Source organism: Streptococcus sp. ELY_125, from assembly GCF_058314535.1.
On sequence record NZ_JBZFUM010000002.1, the window covers coordinates 56,702 to 75,841 of the forward strand.

Genomic DNA, 19,140 nt, shown 5'->3' on the forward strand with positions numbered 1-19,140 from the left:
TGACTTCGCAACAGCTTATTATACCACAAAAGTAAGCTTGAAAAAAGAAGCGCTAAGCTAGAGAATTTCCGGGAAATTATCAGCTTGGCGCCTTTCTTTTCTGCACACTACTTAAAGAGTATTTACAATCACTGTATACGCAGCATTTACAAGCGACAGCAGCATAACTTTATTCAGCTAAAGGCTTTCTAGCTGTATCTAATTACCAGACTGAGCTTTTAATTCAATTATAATAGCTCCAATTTTTTAGCTTGGCTAATTGCTCCTGAGTGGACTTAGGGTTCTTGACTACCGTAAAAAGATTGATCTACTCTCGCTGATTCATCTATCTTTCTTAAAATTATTAGCTGTTCCTTATTTTATATGGTAGTTTTTCTCAAATTTTTGGCGAATATTTTGAAAGGTCTTGGTTAATTTTTTAGCCTTACTGCTGCTTAACCGCCTATAGACTGCCTTAGAGATAGTCCGACCGTTCTTATCCTGAGTCGTAATGGTGAGAGTATTGTCTTTTTTCTTATAGTGACGAGTGTAATCATAAGTATCTGTTATACTATCAATATCATCATTGACATCAGCAGTATCTAAATAATCATAGTAGCCTTTCAATTCAGTCTTCAGTATATTGGAAACTTTTTGACGATAGGCCTTGGCTGAGGATGGGATTTCGACCTTCTTATCCCACTGATTCACTCGGTAAGCGTTATCTAGGTAACTGCCTAGCGAAAGATAGGGGCGCGATGGATAGCCATTGTCATAATAGTAAGAATCTTCCTGAAAGCTTTTATCGGCATCAACAGTGATAAAATCAACATAGGTATAGTCACTATCCTCATACTGCTTGAGAACATTCATCCAGCTGCCTTCTTCCTTATTATAATAATCCCACTTAGTCAGCTGCCAGGTTCCTTGGATATTACCGGAATCATTGCGCCACCAAGCATAACTGCCTAAACCAGCCAAACCTAGAAAAATCAAGGCCACAAGAGCTGCGAGAACTTTAGGCCACTTGGCCTTTTTCTGAGCTTGACTGACAGATTGCCCTTGCTGCCTAAAGGGCTGCTGATCTTGTACGGTCGCTGCCTGAACAGATGAAGCATTTACAGGTTGTGTAGGCTGAGCGGCTGTATTCGGAGCCCTGTGCACACCGCCAAAGCTCGCCCTGCGAATGGGTTGTCCAGATGGATTAGCTGCTGCCTGCTGTGAAGCATTGGGAACCGTCTGCTTAGGATTTTGAGGGGACTGCCGATGGCTAGAGGTCTGCTGGTTAAGCGAAGATGATTCCCCTTGGTAGGCCTCCTGCTGTTTGCTAGCAGAAGGAGACTTCATCTGACCTTGACCAGCCTGTGTAGTTTTGGTACTTTTCTTCGCTTTAGCAGACTCAACTTCCTTCTGGCTCGCCGTCTGCGGTTGCTGATGTTGTTCAGACTGCCAAGTAGGCTCGTCTACTGGCGGTCTAGAAAAAACTGCACCCTTCTTTTGGTCCTTATCTGCTGCATCTTTAGCAGGCTGATGTTTCTTACCATTAGCTATGACTCCTGCCTTGGCGGCCGCTACAAGTTCGTCCTTAGTTGGTTTTCGGCCATTGACTGACTGAAAAAGCTCTATCCATTCTTTTTGATTCATAACTCACTCATACCTTACTTATTTGATTACCGTCTATTATATCATAGAAAAATTTTGCGTTATAGTTTTGATTTAGGTTTTTCTTTAAAGCCCTTAGTGAATAATGATAGAGACTGCTTACTTACAACAGTGGCATAAATCCCTATAAGTTGTCGTGATTTTAGTGCAAAGCGGCTATGTGATTTTAAACAGACTTTCACAGGTATTTTATAGTATAATGGAGTCTAAGAATATGGAGGTAAGTTATGGCTATTCAATATAAAAAAACAGATGAGCTCGAAAAAATGCTAGAAGACTTCGCATCCTTCCCTGATTTTGAAGGCGGCGATGACCCTAAATCCAAGCAAAAGCAAGATAAACAGGCGGATAAGAAGTAAATCTTATGGCTATTTTTCAGAATTTACCAGACAGTGTCCTTCAATGGTTGGCCATCTTTTTGTCCATTATCATTGAGGCACTGCCTTTTGTCCTTTTAGGATCCATTTTGTCAGGTTTTATTGAAGTCTATCTAACACCGGAGCGGGTTAATAAGTATCTCCCAAAACAGAAATTTTTGAAAATTCTTTTTGGGACTTTCATTGGTTTCATTTTCCCATCCTGTGAGTGTGGAATTGTACCTATCATCACCCGTTTCTTGGAAAAGAAGGTTCCCAGCTATACAGCCGTTCCTTTTCTGACAACGGCTCCCATTATTAATCCCATCGTCCTCTTTGCTACCTATTCAGCTTTTGGAAACTCTTTTTATATCTTAAGTTTACGTCTGCTAGGAGCAGTCATCGTGGCGGTCAGTCTGGGAATCTTGCTTGGTTTTTTTGTTGATGATAAAATTTTGAAGGATAACTTTGTTGGTCATGAGCAGGAGGACTTTAGTCAGTTAGGATTCGGACAGAAAATTTTTCGGGCTTTAGCACATGCTGTTGACGAGTTTTTTGACACTGGCCGCTACCTCATCTTTGGCAGCTTGGTCGCTTCCAGCATGCAGATTTACATCCCAACCCGATTGTTGCATACCGTAGGCAGCACACCGCTTCTAGCTATTCTCGTTATGATGTTGATGGCTTTTATTCTATCTCTGTGTAGCGAAGCGGATGCTTTTATTGGCGCCAGTCTCCTATCAACCTTTGGAGTCGGACCTGTCTTAGCCTTTTTACTCATTGGACCTATGGTAGACATTAAAAATCTTATGATGATGGTTAAATCTTTCAAGACCAGATTTATCGGACAATTTGTCGGCGTATCCAGCATTGTGATTATTCTGTATTGCTTATTTGTGGGGGTGATATAAATGATTCGCTTTTTAATCTTAGCCGGTTATTTTGAGTTAACCATGTATTTGCAACTCTCCGGCAAGCTCAATCAGTATATCAATGTTCACTACTCCTATTTAGCCTATCTCTCTATGGTACTCTCTTTTATCCTAGCCATCGTGCAGTTGGTCATTTGGATGAAAAATATGAAGCTGCACAGTCATTTGAAGGGTTACTGGGCCAAGTTAACCAGTCCTGTCATACTAGTCTTCCCCGTTGCTGTTGGTTTGTTGGTTCCGACTGTAACTCTTAATTCAACGACCGTATCAGCTAAGGGATACAGCTTCCCTCTGGCGGCTGGCTCGTCTAGAGGAACTAGTGCAGACGGTACTACTGTCCAATATCTGAAACCTGATACGTCAGCCTATTTTACATCCTCAGCTTACGAGGCTGAGATGCAAAAAGAAATACAGCCTTATCTGAAAACAGATGAAATTACGATTACAACTGAGAATTATATGGAAGTCATGGAACTGATTTATCTTTATCCTGATAAATTTGTCGGTAAAAGTGTTCGCTATACTGGTTTTATTTACAATGATCAAAACCAAAAAGATTATCAGTTCCTTTTTCGCTTTGGTATTATTCATTGTATTGCTGACTCTGGTGTTTATGGCCTTTCAACAACTGGTAGTTCCCAACACTTTGCCAACAACACTTGGGTTGAGGCCAAAGGAACAATCCGTATCGAGTATAATCAGACCCTCCAGCAAAGTTTGCCAGTTCTAAACATTGAGGACTGTAAAGAAGTTTCTAAGCCAGAAAATCCTTATGTCTACCGTGTTTTTTGAATAAGCCGCCATCCTATGATATTTTAGTATTAAAATATCATAAAATAACATTTCAAGAGTAAAAAATAACATTTTAGGATTTTCCTATCGTCATATTTTAGTATTTCGCTATACTATTAGTAGGTGTAACATTTATAAATTATAGACTAGGTTACTTTTATTTTTTTTCCAATGTAATCATTCTTTCCTAATTTGACCTTTAAGAGTAATCTAAACTAATAATAAATATTACATCCTAACTACTACTTCTTTACTGTCTCGCTTCTCCAATGAGGCAGTAAAAAAGGTCTGCTTTAAAAGGCAGACTTTTTTTATACTTATCACTGGTCTGATACCGAAAGATAAGAAAGCGAAATTTTGCTGTGATATCTTCTGAAAATAAGGTCAGCGTACATAGCACTGCGCCAGTTAGAGAGGCAGATGACAAGACCGAGAAAAAAACGACTGAGTTTAATATAATAAAAGCAGTCGTTTTTTTCGTACCATCTTATTAAAGTAAGCCTTCTAGAAGTCCCTGCATGAATTCTTCTGAGTGGAACTCCCCAATGTCATCAATCTTCTCACCAAATCCAATAAATTTAACTGGAATATCTAGCTCTTCACGAATAGCTAGGACAACCCCCCCCTTAGCTGTACCGTCAATTTTCGTTAGAACCAAACCAGTTAGAGGGGTGATTTTTGAGAATTCCTTGGCTTGGCTAAGGGCATTCTGTCCTGTTGAAGCATCAAGAGCTAGAAGGGTCTCATGCGGTGCTTCAGGAATAACACGCTTAATAATACGGCCAATTTTTTCTAACTCAGCCATGAGATTATCCTTGTTTTGCAAGCGGCCAGCGGTATCAATCATTAGGATATCAGCTCTTTCCATGACAGCCTTCTGTATCCCATCAAAGACAACACTGGCTGGGTCAGCTTTTTCGGGACCAGTGATAACGGGAACATCAACACGGCGCCCCCATTCAACTAACTGGGCGACAGCACCTGCACGAAAAGTGTCAGCTGCGACTAGCATAACCTTTTTGCCCTCTTGTTTATATTTATAGGCTAGTTTGCCGATAGAAGTGGTTTTACCAACCCCATTGACACCAACAAAGAGCATAACCGTTAGATCTTCCTGAAAGTTGATGGCTTCATTGAATTGCCCATCTTTTTCATAAATATCAACTAATTTTTCAATGACGACACGACGGACATCTTCTGACTTTTTCGCGTTTTCCAACTTCACTTCATAACGCAACTCCTCGGTCAAATTGGTTGCCACCTGTACTCCTACATCTGAAAGAATCAGGAGTTCCTCTAAGTCCTCAAAGAAATCCTCGTCAACACGGCGAAAGTTCGCAAAGAAAGCATTGAGACGAGCACCAAAGCCAGTTCGTGTTTTCTTGAGGCTGCGATTGTACTTTTCTTGCTCACTTTCCTGACTAATTGATGAGGGAGAAGGTCCTGATTGATTGGGGGGAGAAGTAACTTCCTCAGAGACCTGAGCGGCATCTTGGGTAGATTCTCCTGCTTGATGTGGATCAACTACTGTTTCCTGAAAATCAATGTTATCCGCTAGCTGATCGCTCACTCCATTACTATCGGCCACCGGCGAGACAGCTTCATCTTCTTCAAGGGAAGGCTGAAGATCAAGGGGGTTCGTCTTTTCCTGATTCGACAGAGTACTAAATCTCTCATCTTTACCCCCATCTTCACTGCCTTGATCTTCTAGCTCTGCCAAAGCTTCGGAGGTGGCAGCGGTATTTTCAGACAACAGCTCGTTGTCTTGAGCTAGTGAAGATTTCAAGGCATTGTAGTCTGCCATAAAATTTTCGGAACTCAAAACATCCTCAACCCAGTTTGGATCCACATTTTGGCTTTCATCCTGGGGAAGTTGGGTTAAAGCAGACTCATCTTCCACTTGAAGCTTTTCTCCAACCTCAAAGAACTGTGGGCTGTCGGACCTAGTTGTTAGCTCTTTGGTTTCAGAAGATTCAGAAGAAGCTGTTCCCACTTGCTCTAAGGATTCAGACACTTCTGTCGAGGCATAACCTTCCTCTTGCCTGTCTTTTTTTCTGCCAAATAGTCGATCAAATAATCCCATAAATATCTCCTTATTTCTTTAAAATATACTGGTCAATGGCTTCTGCTACACCAGATTCTTCATTTGTTCTTCTTGTGACAACATTAGCTGTCTCCTTAACTTTAGGAATACCGTTAGCCATAGCAACACCTAAGCCTGCCCAAGCTAACATAGATAAGTCGTTTTCTTCATCACCAACAGCCATGACTTGCCTGCGATCTAAATTGAGAAAATCGCAGAGTAGCTGCAGGCCTACCGCTTTATGAACACCCTTGGGCATAATTTCGAGGATGATGTCTCGCGATTTGAAAACTTCATAGCTGTGAGAGAGCGATACTGGTAACTTGGCAATTTGTTGATCTAGATAATCGCTATCACACACGGTCACTATTTTATTATAAACGATGTCTCTAGGCAAGGCAGACAAGCCTGAAATTTCCACAAAGGTTAAGAGGGGATTAGCTTTGTGGTACTGAGATTTATGCCCTTGACTGGGGATGCTATAAACAAGGCCGTCACTGAGAATATCTACGGGAAGACCGAGTGGCTCTAGGATGCTATGAATTTTTTCAACATCTGTAAATGCTAATTCATGTTTAGCTAAAATATCACCTGTATTACGCTGAACTAGCCCGCCGTTGAAGGTGATACTATAATCATCTGAATTAATTAGCCCTAGTTCCTCTAGGAGGTTACCGATAGCAGGGAGAGGGCGACCCGTAGTAATCACAACCTTTATCCCTTGCAGATGTGCTTCTCTTAAGGCTCTGCGGTTTTCAGAGCTGATTTCCTTCTTGCTGTTGAATAGGGTACCATCCAAGTCCAAAGCTAATAGTTTAATATCCGACATTTATTTGACTAATCCTTCCATATAAGCAATAACCGATTCTTCATTGCAGTGACCAATAATAGCATTGGAGATGGCCTTGATTTCCTGACGGGCATTCGCTGGAGCAATGGCTGTTCCAGCATATGTCATCATTTGGTAATCATTCATATTGTCACCAAAAGCCAAAACCTGCTCTGCCTGTAAGCCTAACTGCTGACACATCGCCCTCAGACCTGTTGACTTATCAACATTAGAAAGAACGATATCCAGAGACTGGAAACCTGTTGTCATAGCAGTTGCGCCGTGCAAAGTTTCATTGAGCCAAGCTTCACGCTCATGGATTGTTTTTTCTGTAAAATTGACTGTAATTTTGAAAATATCATCATCAAGGGCAGAGAAATCCGACACACGTTGAACATTTTCATAATAGTATTTGGCAAAGGTAACATATCTATTAGGCGCTTTCTCAGACGTATAAGCCCCTTTGCGGCCCGATAAAAGAAAACCACTTAGGTCAGGAAGTTTTTCAATTAGTTGAATAATAGCAAGATAGAAATCCTTATCCATCTGGGCTTCGAATAGAATCTCATCTTGATACTGAACAAAGGAGCCATTTTCAGCTACAAAGGCGATGTCCTTTTCAAATCCTTCAAAAACCTTTTCTAAGGCCAACATGGCACGTCCACTGGCTACAGTAAAAAGAATATTTTGTTCTCTAAATTTTGGTAACAGGCGGTGCAGACGCTCTTTATCAAATCCTCGATCGTCCCGCAAAAAGGTTCCATCCATATCTGTTGCAACTAATTTAAAATCTGGCACAATACTCTCCTATTTTAAGAATTACTTATAGTTATTGTAGCAGAATTTCTAGGTTTTTTCTGATTTTTAATTACTGGTATTCTAATACCTATACTTAAAAAAGCAGGATCATCTTTCAATCCTGCTTCTGCTAATATTAGTCAATAGTTTCCCACTGCCAGTTTTGAACTTCTGGGATATCATCACCATGTTCACGAATATAGGCGGTGTGATAGGCTAGTTTGTCTGCCATCTCTTGGGCAAAACCTTGGGCTTTATCACCAAGGACAGCTTGGGCTGCCTCTTTAGCGATATGGAAGCGATCCATTTCAGACATGACTCGCATATCAAATGGCGTTGTAATGTCCCCGTTTTCACGGTAACCATGGATGTAGACCTTGTGATTGTCGCGGTTAAAGAAGAGATCGCGAATTTGGCCTTCATAACCGTGATAAGCAAAGACGATCGGCTTATCTGTAGTGAAGAGTTTGTTAAAGGCTTCATCAGACAAGCCACGCGGATCAACCTTAGGTGAGCGGAGTTTTAAGATATCTACAACATTGATAAAGCGAATTTTCACTTCTGGAAAAGCCTTGTGGAGAAGCGAAATTCCTGCTAACACCTCTAGATTAGGTTCAGTACCTGCAGCTGCAAAGACAATGTCAGGTTCTCCGTCGTGGTCATTAGAAGCCCAGTCAATGACCTTGTAACCTTCCTTGACTAACTCTTGCGCTTCCGCAACAGAGTAAAACTGTGGACGCGGGTGCTTTGAAGTGACAATGACATTGACCTTATCTTCATCAGCTAAGGCGTATTCCATGACTGCAAAGAGGGAGTTAGAATCGGCTGGTAGGTATTCACGAACGTATTCAGGCGTCTTCTCAGCCAAATGAGTCAGCAATCCCGGATCTTGGTGGGTATAGCCATTGTGGTCTTGTTGGAAGACAGTCGATGTGGCAATCAAGTTGAGAGATGGATAATTTTTACGCCAATCCGTATGAGTCTTGGACTTCCGCAGCCATTTGAAGTGCTGGGTGATCATAGAATCAACCACTCGCAGGAAGGATTCATAAGAAGCAAAGAAACCATGACGACCGGTCAAAACATAACCTTCTAAGAAACCTTCTGCTTGATGCTCAGAGAGCTGGGAATCAATAACACGGCCCACAGGTGAAATCCATTCATCATAGGATTTGTCACGAGGGGCCAGCCATTGGCGATTAGTCGCTGTAAAGACATTATTTAAGCGGTTGGACTTGGTTTCGTCTGGCCCGAAGATACGGAAATTGTCAGGATTGGCCTTGACTAAATCAGCAGCATACTTACCAAATTCAATCATGTCTTGCTTCATGACACTGCCAGGTTTTGACGTATCAATGGCATGCTTGCGCCAATCTGCCAAATCAAGTTTTTTGACAACCCCCGCATTGGTGATAGGGTTCATGGACATGCGACGATTGCCCTTGGGCGAAATCACACGGATTTCTTCTTTGACATAACCCTTTTCATCAAAAAGTTCTTCTGGGCGATAGGACTTGAGCCAATCTGTCAGAGCATCAATATTTTCCATGTGCCCAGCTTCCACCGGAATTGGGACTTGGTGGGCTCGGAACCCTCCTTCAATCGGTTCACCGTTCCATTCTTTAGGACCAGTCCAGCCTTTAGGTGTTCGTACAATAAGAACAGGCCATTGGGCTTGCTGAGCTTCCTCGGCTGATTTCTGGCGGGCCTGAGTTTGAATGGCCTTGATTTTCTCAATAACCTTATCCAAAGTTTCAGCCATTTGACTATGAATGATTTCAGGATCATTTCCTTCGACAAAATAGGGTTCCCAGCCTAGTCCTTTGAAAAGATGGGTCAATGCTTCGTCCGTCTTACGGGATAAAATAGTTGGATTATGAATTTTACCGCCATTAAGATAAAGAATCGGTAAAACAGCCCCATCATTGACTGGGTTAATAAAGGTATTGGAGAACCAGCCAGCATTGAGCGGACCTGTCTCTGCTTCTCCATCACCGATGACTGTCGCTGCAATGACATCGGGATTATCCAAAACAGCCCCTGTAGCATGCGACAGAGCATAACCTAACTCACCACCTTCGTGGATAGAGCCTGGTGTTTCAGGTGCTGCATGAGAGGCAATGCCGCCAGGAAATGAGAAAATTTTACAAAGCTGTTTAAGGCCATCTTCATCCTGAGTAATATTGGGGTAGCGCTCGGTGTAAGAACCATCAATATAAGAGTTAGACACCATGACCTGGCCGCCGTGACCGGGACCTTCAATGTAAAACATGTCCAAATCATACTTATTGATAACACGATTGAGGTGGGCATAGATAAAATTTTGTCCAGCAATAGTCCCCCAGTGGCCGATAGGATGGACCTTGACATCCTCTTTACTTACTTCACGGCGAAGCAGAGGATTATCTTTTAGGTACATCTGAGCCACGGAAATATAGTTGGCCGCCCGCCACCAAGCATCGACTTTAGCAAGGTAACCCTTGCTATCAAATTCTGTCATAGTATCACTTCTTTCTATTTAGTAACTAACTAGTTCATATAACTTGAGCTTAGCTCTTTATATTGGATTTTTTCTTACTAATAAAAGAGGAGCTGAGACTCTTGTCTCAGTCCCATCTAAAGTCAAGTTTTTTCTTGATTATCTAGGATTTTCAAAGGGTCACATTAGAGCAGAGCCTTGAATTGAATATTAGAATCATGTTCGAAACAGTCATCGAAGCCGCGTGGGTGATGGTATTCGATCCTATCCTTATCCTGCGGATAGGTATATTTGCCGCCGACTTCCCAGATAAATGGATGGAATTGATACTGCAGCCGTTCTTTACGCATCTTCCAGAGGGCTAAGATTTCATCGGTTGATGCCATGAAGTTAGACCAGATATCGTAGTGAACTGGGATGATAACTTTAGCACGCAGATTTTCAGCCATGCGTAAAAGATCAATAGAGGTCATCTTATCTTGGATACCAACTGGATTGTCCCCATAGTTATTAATAGCAACATCGATGTTGAAATCCTTACCGTGTTTAGCAAAATAATTCGAGAAGTGCGAATCTGCACCGTGATAAATCGTTCCACCAGGAGTTTCAAAGACATAGTTGACAGCCTTACGAGCCATTTCTTCGTCTGTTACAGCTAGACCTTTTAATTCGCCATCTTGCTGGTCTGCTCCTTCAACCGGTAGGGTTACCAAGCAGGTCCGATCAAAAGATTCAACAGCTGTTACCTTGATGTCTTTAAATTCAAAAGATTCGCCCGGTTTGATGATAATGATACGATCTTCGGGAACGCCCCATTTTTTCCAAATTTCACCGCATTCATAAGGACCGACAAATTTAACATGATCCAATTTAGGATTATTGACAATAGCTGCGGCTGTATTGATATCGATATGGTCGCTGTGGAAATGAGAAACGAGGTAGTAGTCTAATTCATTGATGGCAAAGGGGTCAATAACCATGGGTTGCACGCGCAGGTTGGGCTGCAATTTGCGCACACCGGCCATATTCGCCATCTGGTGACCGCGTACCATGTCCTTTACCTGTTTCGTGTGTTTACCGCGGTTTGACCACAAATCCATGACAACATTGGCACCGCCCGGTGTCTTGATCCAGACACCGCAGTTACCCAGCCACCACATAGCAAAGTTGCCTTCTGGGACCACCTCTTCTTCAATTTCTTCATTGAGCCAAGTTCCCCACTCTGGAAAAGTTGAAAGAATCCAAGACTCACGTGTAATATCCTTTACATTGGCCATTTTAATACCTCCAAAAAATAGTTTTCTTATAATCTCAGTATACTATTGGGTATAACTGGACAAAAGACCAAGTCTCACACTTTTTTGTGTTCAAAACTAGGCTGTCGATTGGGGAAACCTCATATATTTTTAACATCTTTCAGTAACTCCTGATAAAAGATCTTTTCTATCTCTTTGACCAGAGCATAGGCATCCTTGGTATCCTTCACATAGGGATGAACAGAGGCCCGCAAAGTCTCCTCAAGGCTGCTGTCTTTCTCGTGTTCTCCTCGAATAAAGCGGATCATCCTGACACTGTCCTCATCCGTTAGGATAGCGTGCACCTGCAAGACTGGTACTGGTGACTCTAAAACTGTTGAATCCGTAGTCGTGATGACAAAGCTTGATGTTAACAGATCATGAATGCTATGAAACTGCTCTGATGTAAAGACGGCCTCAATTTGAGTATGAGGAAGTAACCGCTGACACTGGCACAGGAAGAATCTTTGGACACCGACACCATCATCACAGACCAAGGTTACTCTGACTTTATCAAACCGCGCTTCAGTCTGGTTTTCCCTTTCCAATTCTCCGCCCAGATGAACGGTTAAATAGGCGATATCATCGTCTGTCAAGCTAATAATCCACGCCCTTTCTAAAATATCTGCACAGGATTTTGTCTGGGCAAAGAGTTGCCCGTAGGTCGCTTTTATCTGCTTGGTCAAAGGATTAATGGAAGGAATATTAAAGGTTTTCCGATAAAGCATCGATTTACAATGGGCAACTAATTGGTCCAGAAGCAGCTCCCTGTGCTCAAAGCCATCATAATAATAGAGAGTTTCAAATTTTTTTAGAAATAGATCCAGCTGCTGGCGCATATCATCATAATCATGGCTGTCCGCATGTTCATCACGATCCTTGCGAAAAGACAGAATTAAAAGAGCTACAATGGATTTTTCCAATTCATCCAACCGAAGATTAAAGGTCTGATAAACCCCATCTGCTAAATCTTGCACCAAACTGTACTCCTTACGCTCCCGAGCTAGGGTAAACTCACGTTTGAAGGCAAGTTTATCCTCCTTAGATAAGACCATGTTGCGATAAGCACTTAGTAAATAGGGAAGAGCCTTAGCCATAAACTGACGATCGTAGCGATTGACTTTTTTTCCCAATTTGTCGCTCAGTCTTTCTACCTGTTCACTTAAATAATCACGCATTTTTTCAGAAAAATAAAGATTATTGGGCGAATATTCCTTAATTTTTAGGTAAACAATATCCTTGAAGGCCTCACTACCTTTATAAATAATGGTTTGCAAAAGTTTGTAGGAAAATTGGATTTTGATCAGGGCTGGGCAGGCCAAAAAGTACCCTTCTGATTTGCTCACTTGAAGATTAATTCCAAAGGTATCATCCGCTAATTGCTGCCGTATTTCTTGGAGGTCATTTAGAACTGTATTGCGAGAAACGTCAGTCAAACTCATTATTCTATCAATTGTTACTCGGACTGATGCTACACTGATATAGAGCAGTATCAGCTGCTGGCGCTCTTCTACACTCATGACATAAGAGTAATCATCCAGTCGGCTCATTAAATCACGGCAGGCCATTTTTTGTTGGGCATTCAATACGATACCGATCCTAGGATAGGAGACAATTTTATCTACTCCCAAGGGCAGAGCCTCATTGATTTTATTAAGATGGTAATAAATTTTTCTCCGAGACTGATTCAAAGCCTTTGATATGCCCATAATCGTTTCTGGCTCTTCCAGCTTTAGTAAATAATTGAGCAGGGCATAGCTTCGTTTATCTAAAAAAATCACTTTTTTCTCCTCTCATCGTTTGCGAGGATATTAATACTTAAAGAGTATAAGAAACTCCTATAAAGTAGATGAATCCCACAGAGTCTCTAAAAACCCTAAGAAATCTTTCTTGTCTAATAGGTTTTTATCCTGAATTCCCTTTCTAAACAAAAAGGAAATTAGCCTTTCTTGTTTTTAATCAAGGCCAATGAGCCAATTCACATCACGCCTAAGCCCCTCAGAAGTTGATGGGTACTCTAAAGCCAGATATTCTAAAGAAGGAAAAGCTTCTATAAGCCGACGGATATCCAACTCACCTTCAAATAGACTGACGCTCAGCTGAGGCTTATTATTGACCAGCTTATAATTCTTGCAGTGAAGATAGGTAGTAACTGAAGCTAAAGCTTCTTTAGCCTCTTCAATGGATTCATGAACCCAGGCCCAATTGCCCGTATCAAACACGAAACTAATAGGAAGAGCCGCAGCCCCTATCATATTCATCGTGTGTTGACAGTTGGCTAGACTGGCATGACAAGGTGTTTGATTATTTTCCACCCGTATACCGATCTTATCAAGAGGGAAAGCTGATAATTTTTTTAACTCTTGACCAGTGACCCCCTGACTGTCACCTGTATTTAACTTGATAAAAGGAGCTGCTAAAACCCTTGCTTCCTCAAAAAGATCGGGCAGTAAAGGGTTAACTTTGCTGTTGACGAACAAATCTTCATTAACACTGTAAAATAGCGATATTCCGTAGCTATCAGCTTTTTTCTTTAATCCAGAAAGCTCAGTCTTTCTATCATTAATAAATTCACGTCGGACTTCAAAGCTTCTAAATCCTAAATCATGAACATCTGCAAGCAATTCTTCCTGAGTCTTACCAGCCTGTAAGTCCTTTAAAAAGGCGATACTGTTAATGATAATATCCTCTTTTTTCATGCTAACTCCTTTTGGCTAATTCATTAAGATTCTCCAGAGCAATTAATGATTCCCAGTTTGGCTGCATAGCCTTAATTAGACTCTGGTAGACGCGATATTTTTCTTCATAGCAGGCATGCTCTGCCTCAGATGGAGCAAAGTAATCTTTAGGTCTCACCATCTTGCAGCAGGCTTCGCCTAAACTCAAACCTTCAATTGCCTGCAAACAGGCGATCGCACCTCCTAGGGCACCCAACTCACTCCCTTCAACAGTTTCGATGGGAATGGCCAGACCATCTGCAAAAATCTGCATCCAGGCTTTTGAATTAGTAGCGCCACCTGATAGTCTGATCTTTTTTGGCTTGCGCCCCCTTGTTTTTACAAGTTGATCGATATGCTGTTTGTGTGCAAATACAATCCCTTCATAAACAGCACGGATCAGATGAGACTTGGTGGTCGTTGAACTTAAGCCAAAAAAACTGGCTCTGGCTTCCTGACCGAGATTGCTGCCGTAAAGAAAGGGGAAAAATAAGACAGGGGTGTAGGAAGCATTGGTCTCTTGCAGAAAAACTTCTAGGTTATCGTAGATCGAACCACCTTCCTGCTGACTATTTTTGATTTCTTCGGCCATCAGCATTTTAAGAACCGCATCAAGATTACCTGCAGATGTTGGACTGCTGGCTTCAACTAAAAAATCACGGTTAGGAAAGTAGGAATTCATATGACCGCTGACTTGGTCAGCCGCTGTTTTGCTGGAATAGGTATTGATATTCCACGTCCCTGAAATCACGCTAAAAACATCGTTGTCTAAGACACCTGAGCCAATAGCACAAGCATCAATATCAAATAAACCGCCAATAACAGGAGTTCCCTCAATCAGACCAGTCATTTGAGCAGCATCCCTGCTGACGCCACCTACAACTTGAGCATAATCAACAAGAGGGGGGAGGGCAGAACTCATCTCAGGTATGCCAAAAAAGTCTAAAATGGCTTCATCATAGGTCCCAGTTTTAAAATTAATCCAGTGATTTCCCGAAGCATCCCCGTACTCCTGGTTGATCTTATCGGTCAATTTAAAGCGGACAAAATCTTTAGCAGATAAGATGGCGCCAATTTCCTGATAAAGCTCTGGTTCATGTTCCTTTAACCACCGTAAAAGAATGGGATTCTGGACACTAACCATATGCTGCTGGGTCAAGGGCCAAATTTCTGATACACGCTGCTCAAATTCCCGGCCTAAGGCTACAGCTCGGTTATCTGTCGAAAGAATACCGCGTTTAAAAGGATGTCCTTTTTTATCTAGTAGATAGAGTCCCTTGCCATGTCCGATACAGGCAACTGCTGAAATAAGCTGACTGTTAATGCCAGATTTTTCAATAACCTTCCTAGTAGCATGGCTGATGGCTTGCCAAGTTGCTTCCAGATCAACTTCTCTGTAACCCGGTTTATTTTCGATACGCAATGTTTCAAAAGATGAGACAGCTAATTGCTGGCCATTTTCATCAAATATGACAGATTTTGTATTGGTACCACCGTAATCAATGCTTAAAAAATACCGCATGACGTTACCTCCTATAAAAATAAATAGAGCTGAGAAATCTTCCCAGCTCTATTGCCTATAAATTCAAGTCTTTAGTAGCTGGATCAAAAGCCTCGTGATTAGCCTTGACAAATTCTGGCTTAAAGTAAACACGTTCAGCATTGTTATAGAGAACATCTTCTAATTCTTCCCGCGTAAAAAGATCGGTATGTTCCAGCCACGTTGCCAGCTCCTCATAAGTGTTAAAAGTAGCTGACCAAGGAGAATCCGTTCCCCAAATAATGCGCTTAGCACCGAGAATTTCTTTGGCAATTTGCACATTCTTCTTCGATTTTGGAAAAGGAAATTTATCGGGCCTGTCAATATCCTGAATAGCTGATATATCGGTGTAAATATTCTCTAGATCTTTCCAGCTGCTAATTTCCGCGCGCAGGCGGTTTGGATTATCTGCATGCGGAAAAGAAAGATGGCAGATAACAAAATCAAGGCTGGGGTAAACGCGCGCCAAGTTGGCAATAGCATCCGGCTGATGACTGATTTGGTCCCAGTTACCGTAATCAACAGTTATGACAAAGCCAGGATAATCAAGCAAGTAGGTCATAATCTTGCTGACATGCGGGTCTGAATCCAACCGAAAAGGGGTCTTGAGGCCGCGATAGCCATGGATACCTCCACCCTGACTGATTTCAAGTTTGAGTGCTCTGAAGCCTAGCTCTTCAACATGACGCTGTACAATTTCTATTGCATTATCTGCAAAAGGGTCTACCGAAAAAGCCCCTGTAAACCGTTGAGGGTATTTCTTAATGGTCTGGTAGGTGTAATAATTCTGATAACCGTTGAGGTGCCCCTGCAAAATCACAGCCTTTTCCACATCATTAGCATCCATATAATCCAGTAGCGATTCTGCTAGAAAATTTCTATCGCCATGATTATCTTCAATCAATTTAATAACTTCACCATCGTCCCAAATGGCATAGCCGTTGCCAAGGGCATTCAAGCGACCCTTCCCATTAAAGCCAGCAATAGCATCCACAATATGAGCGTGTCCATCAATTTTTTTCATAGTTTTTTCCTCCATTAGCTTGTTCATCAGTCCTCACTGAGAACGATTTTTTCAGAACTTCCTTCAAAACCACTATTTTTATCTGCCATCTTATTAAGGTAGGTGTAGATAGAGTCACGGCGTGTCCGTAACAAAAGCAGAGCGATAAGGTAAATTATAATAGTTAAGCCTATCCAAAGCGGATTCCCAGATACCCAGGCTATAAAAATTAAGGTTGTCAAAGGATGAGCCAAAAGGTTAAAACTCATAATAATAGCCACGCCGGCTGGTAATAAGGAGGCGTTGTTTTGCTGTACAGCTTGGGTATAAATTGGCCCAAGATAGGAGGCCGCATAGAGACCTAGGGAGAACCAAATAATGCCATTTAAAATTGTTTTTAAAATATTTCCTTTAGTGATGGCTACCATAGACTCCACCATAAAGGGTATAGCAATCAAATCAACAACTGGCAGAGCTCGATTTCCCGGCAATAGAAGGGAAACAAGTACCATGATAGGAACAAGAATCAGGCCAGATATAATGGTTGCCGGCTCACCATAGCCGACACCATCATCGACTGCAATAAACCACCGTTTCTTATTGACTGCTGCGACCTCTGCTTCACTTTCCTTCTTCTTATTGTGTTCAACGGCTTGGGCAAGAGGTGCAAAGGCTTGAGCAAAAACTCCGGTAATCAAGGGAAAAATCGTCATAACAGCTGCTAGAGCTACTGCAAATTGGAGAATGCCGCCCCAAGCCTTAATATCTCCTAGGTGGCTAATACTGCCTAACACACCGATAATCAGACCTAGGATAAAGCCAAGGGTCATTGGTTCACCAAAGATACCTAATTTGGCCTTTAGAGAATCTGGGTTGAGCTTAACCTTGCTCAATCCCAGAGCATTCCACAAGGGATCCAAAAGAAGAGCAGGTACCAGGGTTTCAATATTATGGATGGAGTTCACAGTCGCATTCTTAATCCCAAAATAATCGGACCAGCGGTCAGCTACAGTTTCTGATAGGATTAAGGAGTAGAGGAGAACAAAAACCATAAAGGCAAAGGAAAGAAGGAAATTATGGGTCACTTGATAGGCTAGCGTCCCCCAAATCATATAACCAAAGTTGTTCCAGAGGTTAGCTGGGGTAAAGACGCGTGTAATCCCTAGCAAAAAGATGACCAGTTCAATTACTAATCCAATGACAAAAAATGATAAACCAATCGTTGAAGAAAAAGCGGTCAGAGACCCTGTCTGCCAGCCAATATCAACAATGGGCAGATTCAGACCAGTTGATTCAACCATGGCTTTGATATACTTAGTGACAAGGGGGGAAAAAGAGGAAATGATCCAGCTGAATCCTGTTAGACCGACACCTGCACGCAGGGCACTGAATAAAGCCTTCTTGGCATTAACCTTTAGGCATAAACTAACAATAAAAATCATCACAGGAACAACAACTGATGCTCCAAAAGCATCAAAAAAATTGTGCAGAGCTTCTAACATAAGATAACCTCATCTCCTTAGGTAAGTTTCCGTTATTATCTATTAAAATATAGCTGGGCCTGCGCTATCGGCTGTAGCGGGGGATTTTTAACACAAGGAGAAGAAATCTTGTACTCTTAAAACTCTCTTTTCCCCTTAGCTCATACCACAGAAGCCCCTTTTGCAAACAACCGTCAATAGCGAAATAGATGAGCACAGCTAATCTTGATCTAAGAATTATTTATTAACAACGTTGATAGGATGTCCAGCATAAAAGGAACGAATATTTTCTGCCGCTTCTTCTGCTAAAGTACGACGTCCCTCAATAGTCCCTGTACCGGCATGGGGAGCCATCATAACATTATCCAAGGCACGTAGTTTTTCCGAAACCTTTGGTTCGAATTCAAAAACATCCAAACCAGCGCCAGCAATTTCTCCCTTTTCGAGGGCGTCTACTAAATCGGTTTCGGATACAATTGGGCCGCGCGCAGCATTAACAAGGTAGCTACGATTTTTCATAGCCTTGAAAACCTCCTTGTTAAACTTATGTTTAGTCGATGGTAGGAAAGGAGCATGAATGGTAATAACATCCGATGTTCCAACCAATTCTTCAAATTCAACATAGGTGACATTAAGCTCTTTTTCCTTTTCTTCTGACAGGCGGTAGGCATCATTATAGATAACTTTCATTCCAAATGCCTGCGCCAGTTTAGCGACGGTCGATCCGATTCGGCCAAACCCATAAACCCCTAATGTTGCCCCTTCAAGCGTTAGACCTTGGTAGCGGCGTTCACTGGGATCAATCCATTCTCCATTGCGGACAATCTTATCGTAAAAGGCCAGACGTTTAACAGCTGATAAAATCAAAGCAAAAGTCATCTCAGCAGTTGGAACTCGAACGGCTTGGGGGGAATTCGCTACCACAATCCCCTTTTCCTTAGCATAAGCGATATCAACATGATCAAAACCGACGGCATTCAAAGAGATGATGTCTAAGTTTTTACCTGCATCAAGCATTTCTCTATCGCCCTTTTGCCCCATCAGTAACCAACCATCATATTCGGGCAAATGCTCCAGCACATACTCGCGTGAGAAGGGTTCGCTATCTGAATAAGTTACATCGAAATCTTCAAAAAGTTTTGTTAACCCCTCTTTAGGAACGATACCTGTTACAAGAATTTTTTTCTTTGTCAT

The 19,140-nt window shown here is 41.9% G+C and carries 14 protein-coding genes and 1 pseudogene; 3 read left to right on the forward strand and 12 right to left on the reverse strand.

The annotated features are described in order from the left end of the window. Positions 1–354 precede the first annotated feature (354 nt). Positions 355–1,623, reverse strand: a complete 1,269-nt coding sequence (locus AC4HAL_RS01210; protein ID WP_491092577.1) for a lipocalin-like domain-containing protein — start codon at positions 1,621–1,623, stop codon at positions 355–357. 245 nt (positions 1,624–1,868) lie between these two features. Between AC4HAL_RS01210 and AC4HAL_RS01215 the strand changes: the two genes are divergently transcribed. From AC4HAL_RS01215 to AC4HAL_RS01225, 3 genes are read left to right on the forward strand one after another with little or no spacing between them, the layout of a single operon-like run. Further along, positions 1,869–2,000: an SPJ_0845 family protein gene (locus tag AC4HAL_RS01215; protein ID WP_491092578.1), complete on the forward strand. Its 132-nt coding sequence runs from the start codon at positions 1,869–1,871 to the stop codon at positions 1,998–2,000. A 5-nt stretch (positions 2,001–2,005) separates the two neighbouring features. Continuing rightward, positions 2,006–2,908, forward strand: coding sequence for a permease (locus AC4HAL_RS01220; protein ID WP_491092580.1), 903 nt, complete (start codon positions 2,006–2,008; stop codon positions 2,906–2,908). Then, a complete protein-coding gene (locus AC4HAL_RS01225; protein ID WP_491092581.1) occupies positions 2,909–3,721 on the forward strand; it encodes a TIGR03943 family putative permease subunit in 813 nt (270 codons plus the stop codon). Positions 3,722–4,211: 490 nt separating this feature from the next. On the opposite strand, the pseudogene ftsY reads toward AC4HAL_RS01225, so the two are convergent. The 11 genes and pseudogenes from ftsY to AC4HAL_RS01280 all read right to left on the reverse strand — a co-directional run. Then, positions 4,212–5,147 (reverse strand): annotated as a pseudogene (gene ftsY / locus AC4HAL_RS01230) (signal recognition particle-docking protein FtsY); the annotation flags it as partial. 667 nt (positions 5,148–5,814) lie between these two features. Continuing rightward, positions 5,815–6,633, reverse strand: a complete 819-nt coding sequence (locus tag AC4HAL_RS01235; RefSeq protein WP_491092582.1) for a Cof-type HAD-IIB family hydrolase — start codon at positions 6,631–6,633, stop codon at positions 5,815–5,817. After that, entirely contained in the window at positions 6,634–7,431 is a 798-nt protein-coding gene (locus AC4HAL_RS01240) for a Cof-type HAD-IIB family hydrolase (protein WP_491092584.1), read from the reverse strand. A gap of 136 nt (positions 7,432–7,567) precedes the next feature. Next, positions 7,568–9,931 carry a phosphoketolase family protein gene (locus AC4HAL_RS01245; RefSeq protein WP_491092585.1) on the reverse strand — a complete coding sequence of 788 codons (2,364 nt, stop codon included), beginning with the start codon at positions 9,929–9,931 and terminating at the stop codon, positions 7,568–7,570. A 164-nt stretch (positions 9,932–10,095) separates the two neighbouring features. After that, the gene (gene ulaG, locus AC4HAL_RS01250) at positions 10,096–11,187 is read right to left on the reverse strand and encodes an L-ascorbate 6-phosphate lactonase (RefSeq protein WP_491092586.1); all 1,092 of its coding nucleotides are present in this window, start codon (positions 11,185–11,187) and stop codon (positions 10,096–10,098) included. Positions 11,188–11,306: 119 nt separating this feature from the next. Next, on the reverse strand, positions 11,307–12,986 hold the full coding sequence (locus tag AC4HAL_RS01255; protein WP_491092587.1) for a BglG family transcription antiterminator: 1,680 nt from the start codon (positions 12,984–12,986) through the stop codon (positions 11,307–11,309). A gap of 174 nt (positions 12,987–13,160) precedes the next feature. After that, on the reverse strand, positions 13,161–13,904 hold the full coding sequence (locus AC4HAL_RS01260; RefSeq protein WP_491092589.1) for a sugar phosphate isomerase/epimerase family protein: 744 nt from the start codon (positions 13,902–13,904) through the stop codon (positions 13,161–13,163). A gap of 1 nt (position 13,905) precedes the next feature. Continuing rightward, entirely contained in the window at positions 13,906–15,444 is a 1,539-nt protein-coding gene (locus AC4HAL_RS01265) for an FGGY-family carbohydrate kinase (RefSeq protein WP_491092590.1), read from the reverse strand. Between the two features lie 55 nt (positions 15,445–15,499). After that, complete coding sequence (locus AC4HAL_RS01270) at positions 15,500–16,486, reverse strand: amidohydrolase family protein (protein WP_491092591.1); 987 nt, start codon at positions 16,484–16,486, stop codon at positions 15,500–15,502. Between the two features lie 26 nt (positions 16,487–16,512). Further along, positions 16,513–17,967: a PTS galactitol transporter subunit IIC gene (locus AC4HAL_RS01275; RefSeq protein WP_447451601.1), complete on the reverse strand. Its 1,455-nt coding sequence runs from the start codon at positions 17,965–17,967 to the stop codon at positions 16,513–16,515. A 216-nt stretch (positions 17,968–18,183) separates the two neighbouring features. Continuing rightward, a complete protein-coding gene (locus tag AC4HAL_RS01280; RefSeq protein WP_491092592.1) occupies positions 18,184–19,140 on the reverse strand; it encodes an NAD(P)-dependent oxidoreductase in 957 nt (318 codons plus the stop codon).

Excerpts from the sequence above, each read along its gene's own strand:
- AC4HAL_RS01210 (WP_491092577.1), bottom strand. The coding sequence starts at position 1,623 with ATGAATCAAAAAGAATGGATAGAGCTTTTTCAGTCAGTCAATGGCCGA.
- AC4HAL_RS01215 (WP_491092578.1), top strand. The coding sequence starts at position 1,869 with ATGGCTATTCAATATAAAAAAACAGATGAGCTCGAAAAAATGCTAGAA.
- AC4HAL_RS01220 (WP_491092580.1), top strand. The coding sequence starts at position 2,006 with ATGGCTATTTTTCAGAATTTACCAGACAGTGTCCTTCAATGGTTGGCC.
- AC4HAL_RS01225 (WP_491092581.1), top strand. The coding sequence starts at position 2,909 with ATGATTCGCTTTTTAATCTTAGCCGGTTATTTTGAGTTAACCATGTAT.
- AC4HAL_RS01235 (WP_491092582.1), bottom strand. The coding sequence starts at position 6,633 with ATGTCGGATATTAAACTATTAGCTTTGGACTTGGATGGTACCCTATTC.
- AC4HAL_RS01245 (WP_491092585.1), bottom strand. The coding sequence starts at position 9,931 with ATGACAGAATTTGATAGCAAGGGTTACCTTGCTAAAGTCGATGCTTGG.
- ulaG (WP_491092586.1), bottom strand. The coding sequence starts at position 11,187 with ATGGCCAATGTAAAGGATATTACACGTGAGTCTTGGATTCTTTCAACT.
- AC4HAL_RS01260 (WP_491092589.1), bottom strand. The coding sequence starts at position 13,904 with ATGAAAAAAGAGGATATTATCATTAACAGTATCGCCTTTTTAAAGGAC.
- AC4HAL_RS01265 (WP_491092590.1), bottom strand. The coding sequence starts at position 15,444 with ATGCGGTATTTTTTAAGCATTGATTACGGTGGTACCAATACAAAATCT.
- AC4HAL_RS01270 (WP_491092591.1), bottom strand. The coding sequence starts at position 16,486 with ATGAAAAAAATTGATGGACACGCTCATATTGTGGATGCTATTGCTGGC.
- AC4HAL_RS01275 (WP_447451601.1), bottom strand. The coding sequence starts at position 17,967 with ATGTTAGAAGCTCTGCACAATTTTTTTGATGCTTTTGGAGCATCAGTT.
- AC4HAL_RS01280 (WP_491092592.1), bottom strand. The coding sequence starts at position 19,140 with ATGACAAAGAAAAAAATTCTTGTAACAGGTATCGTTCCTAAAGAGGGG.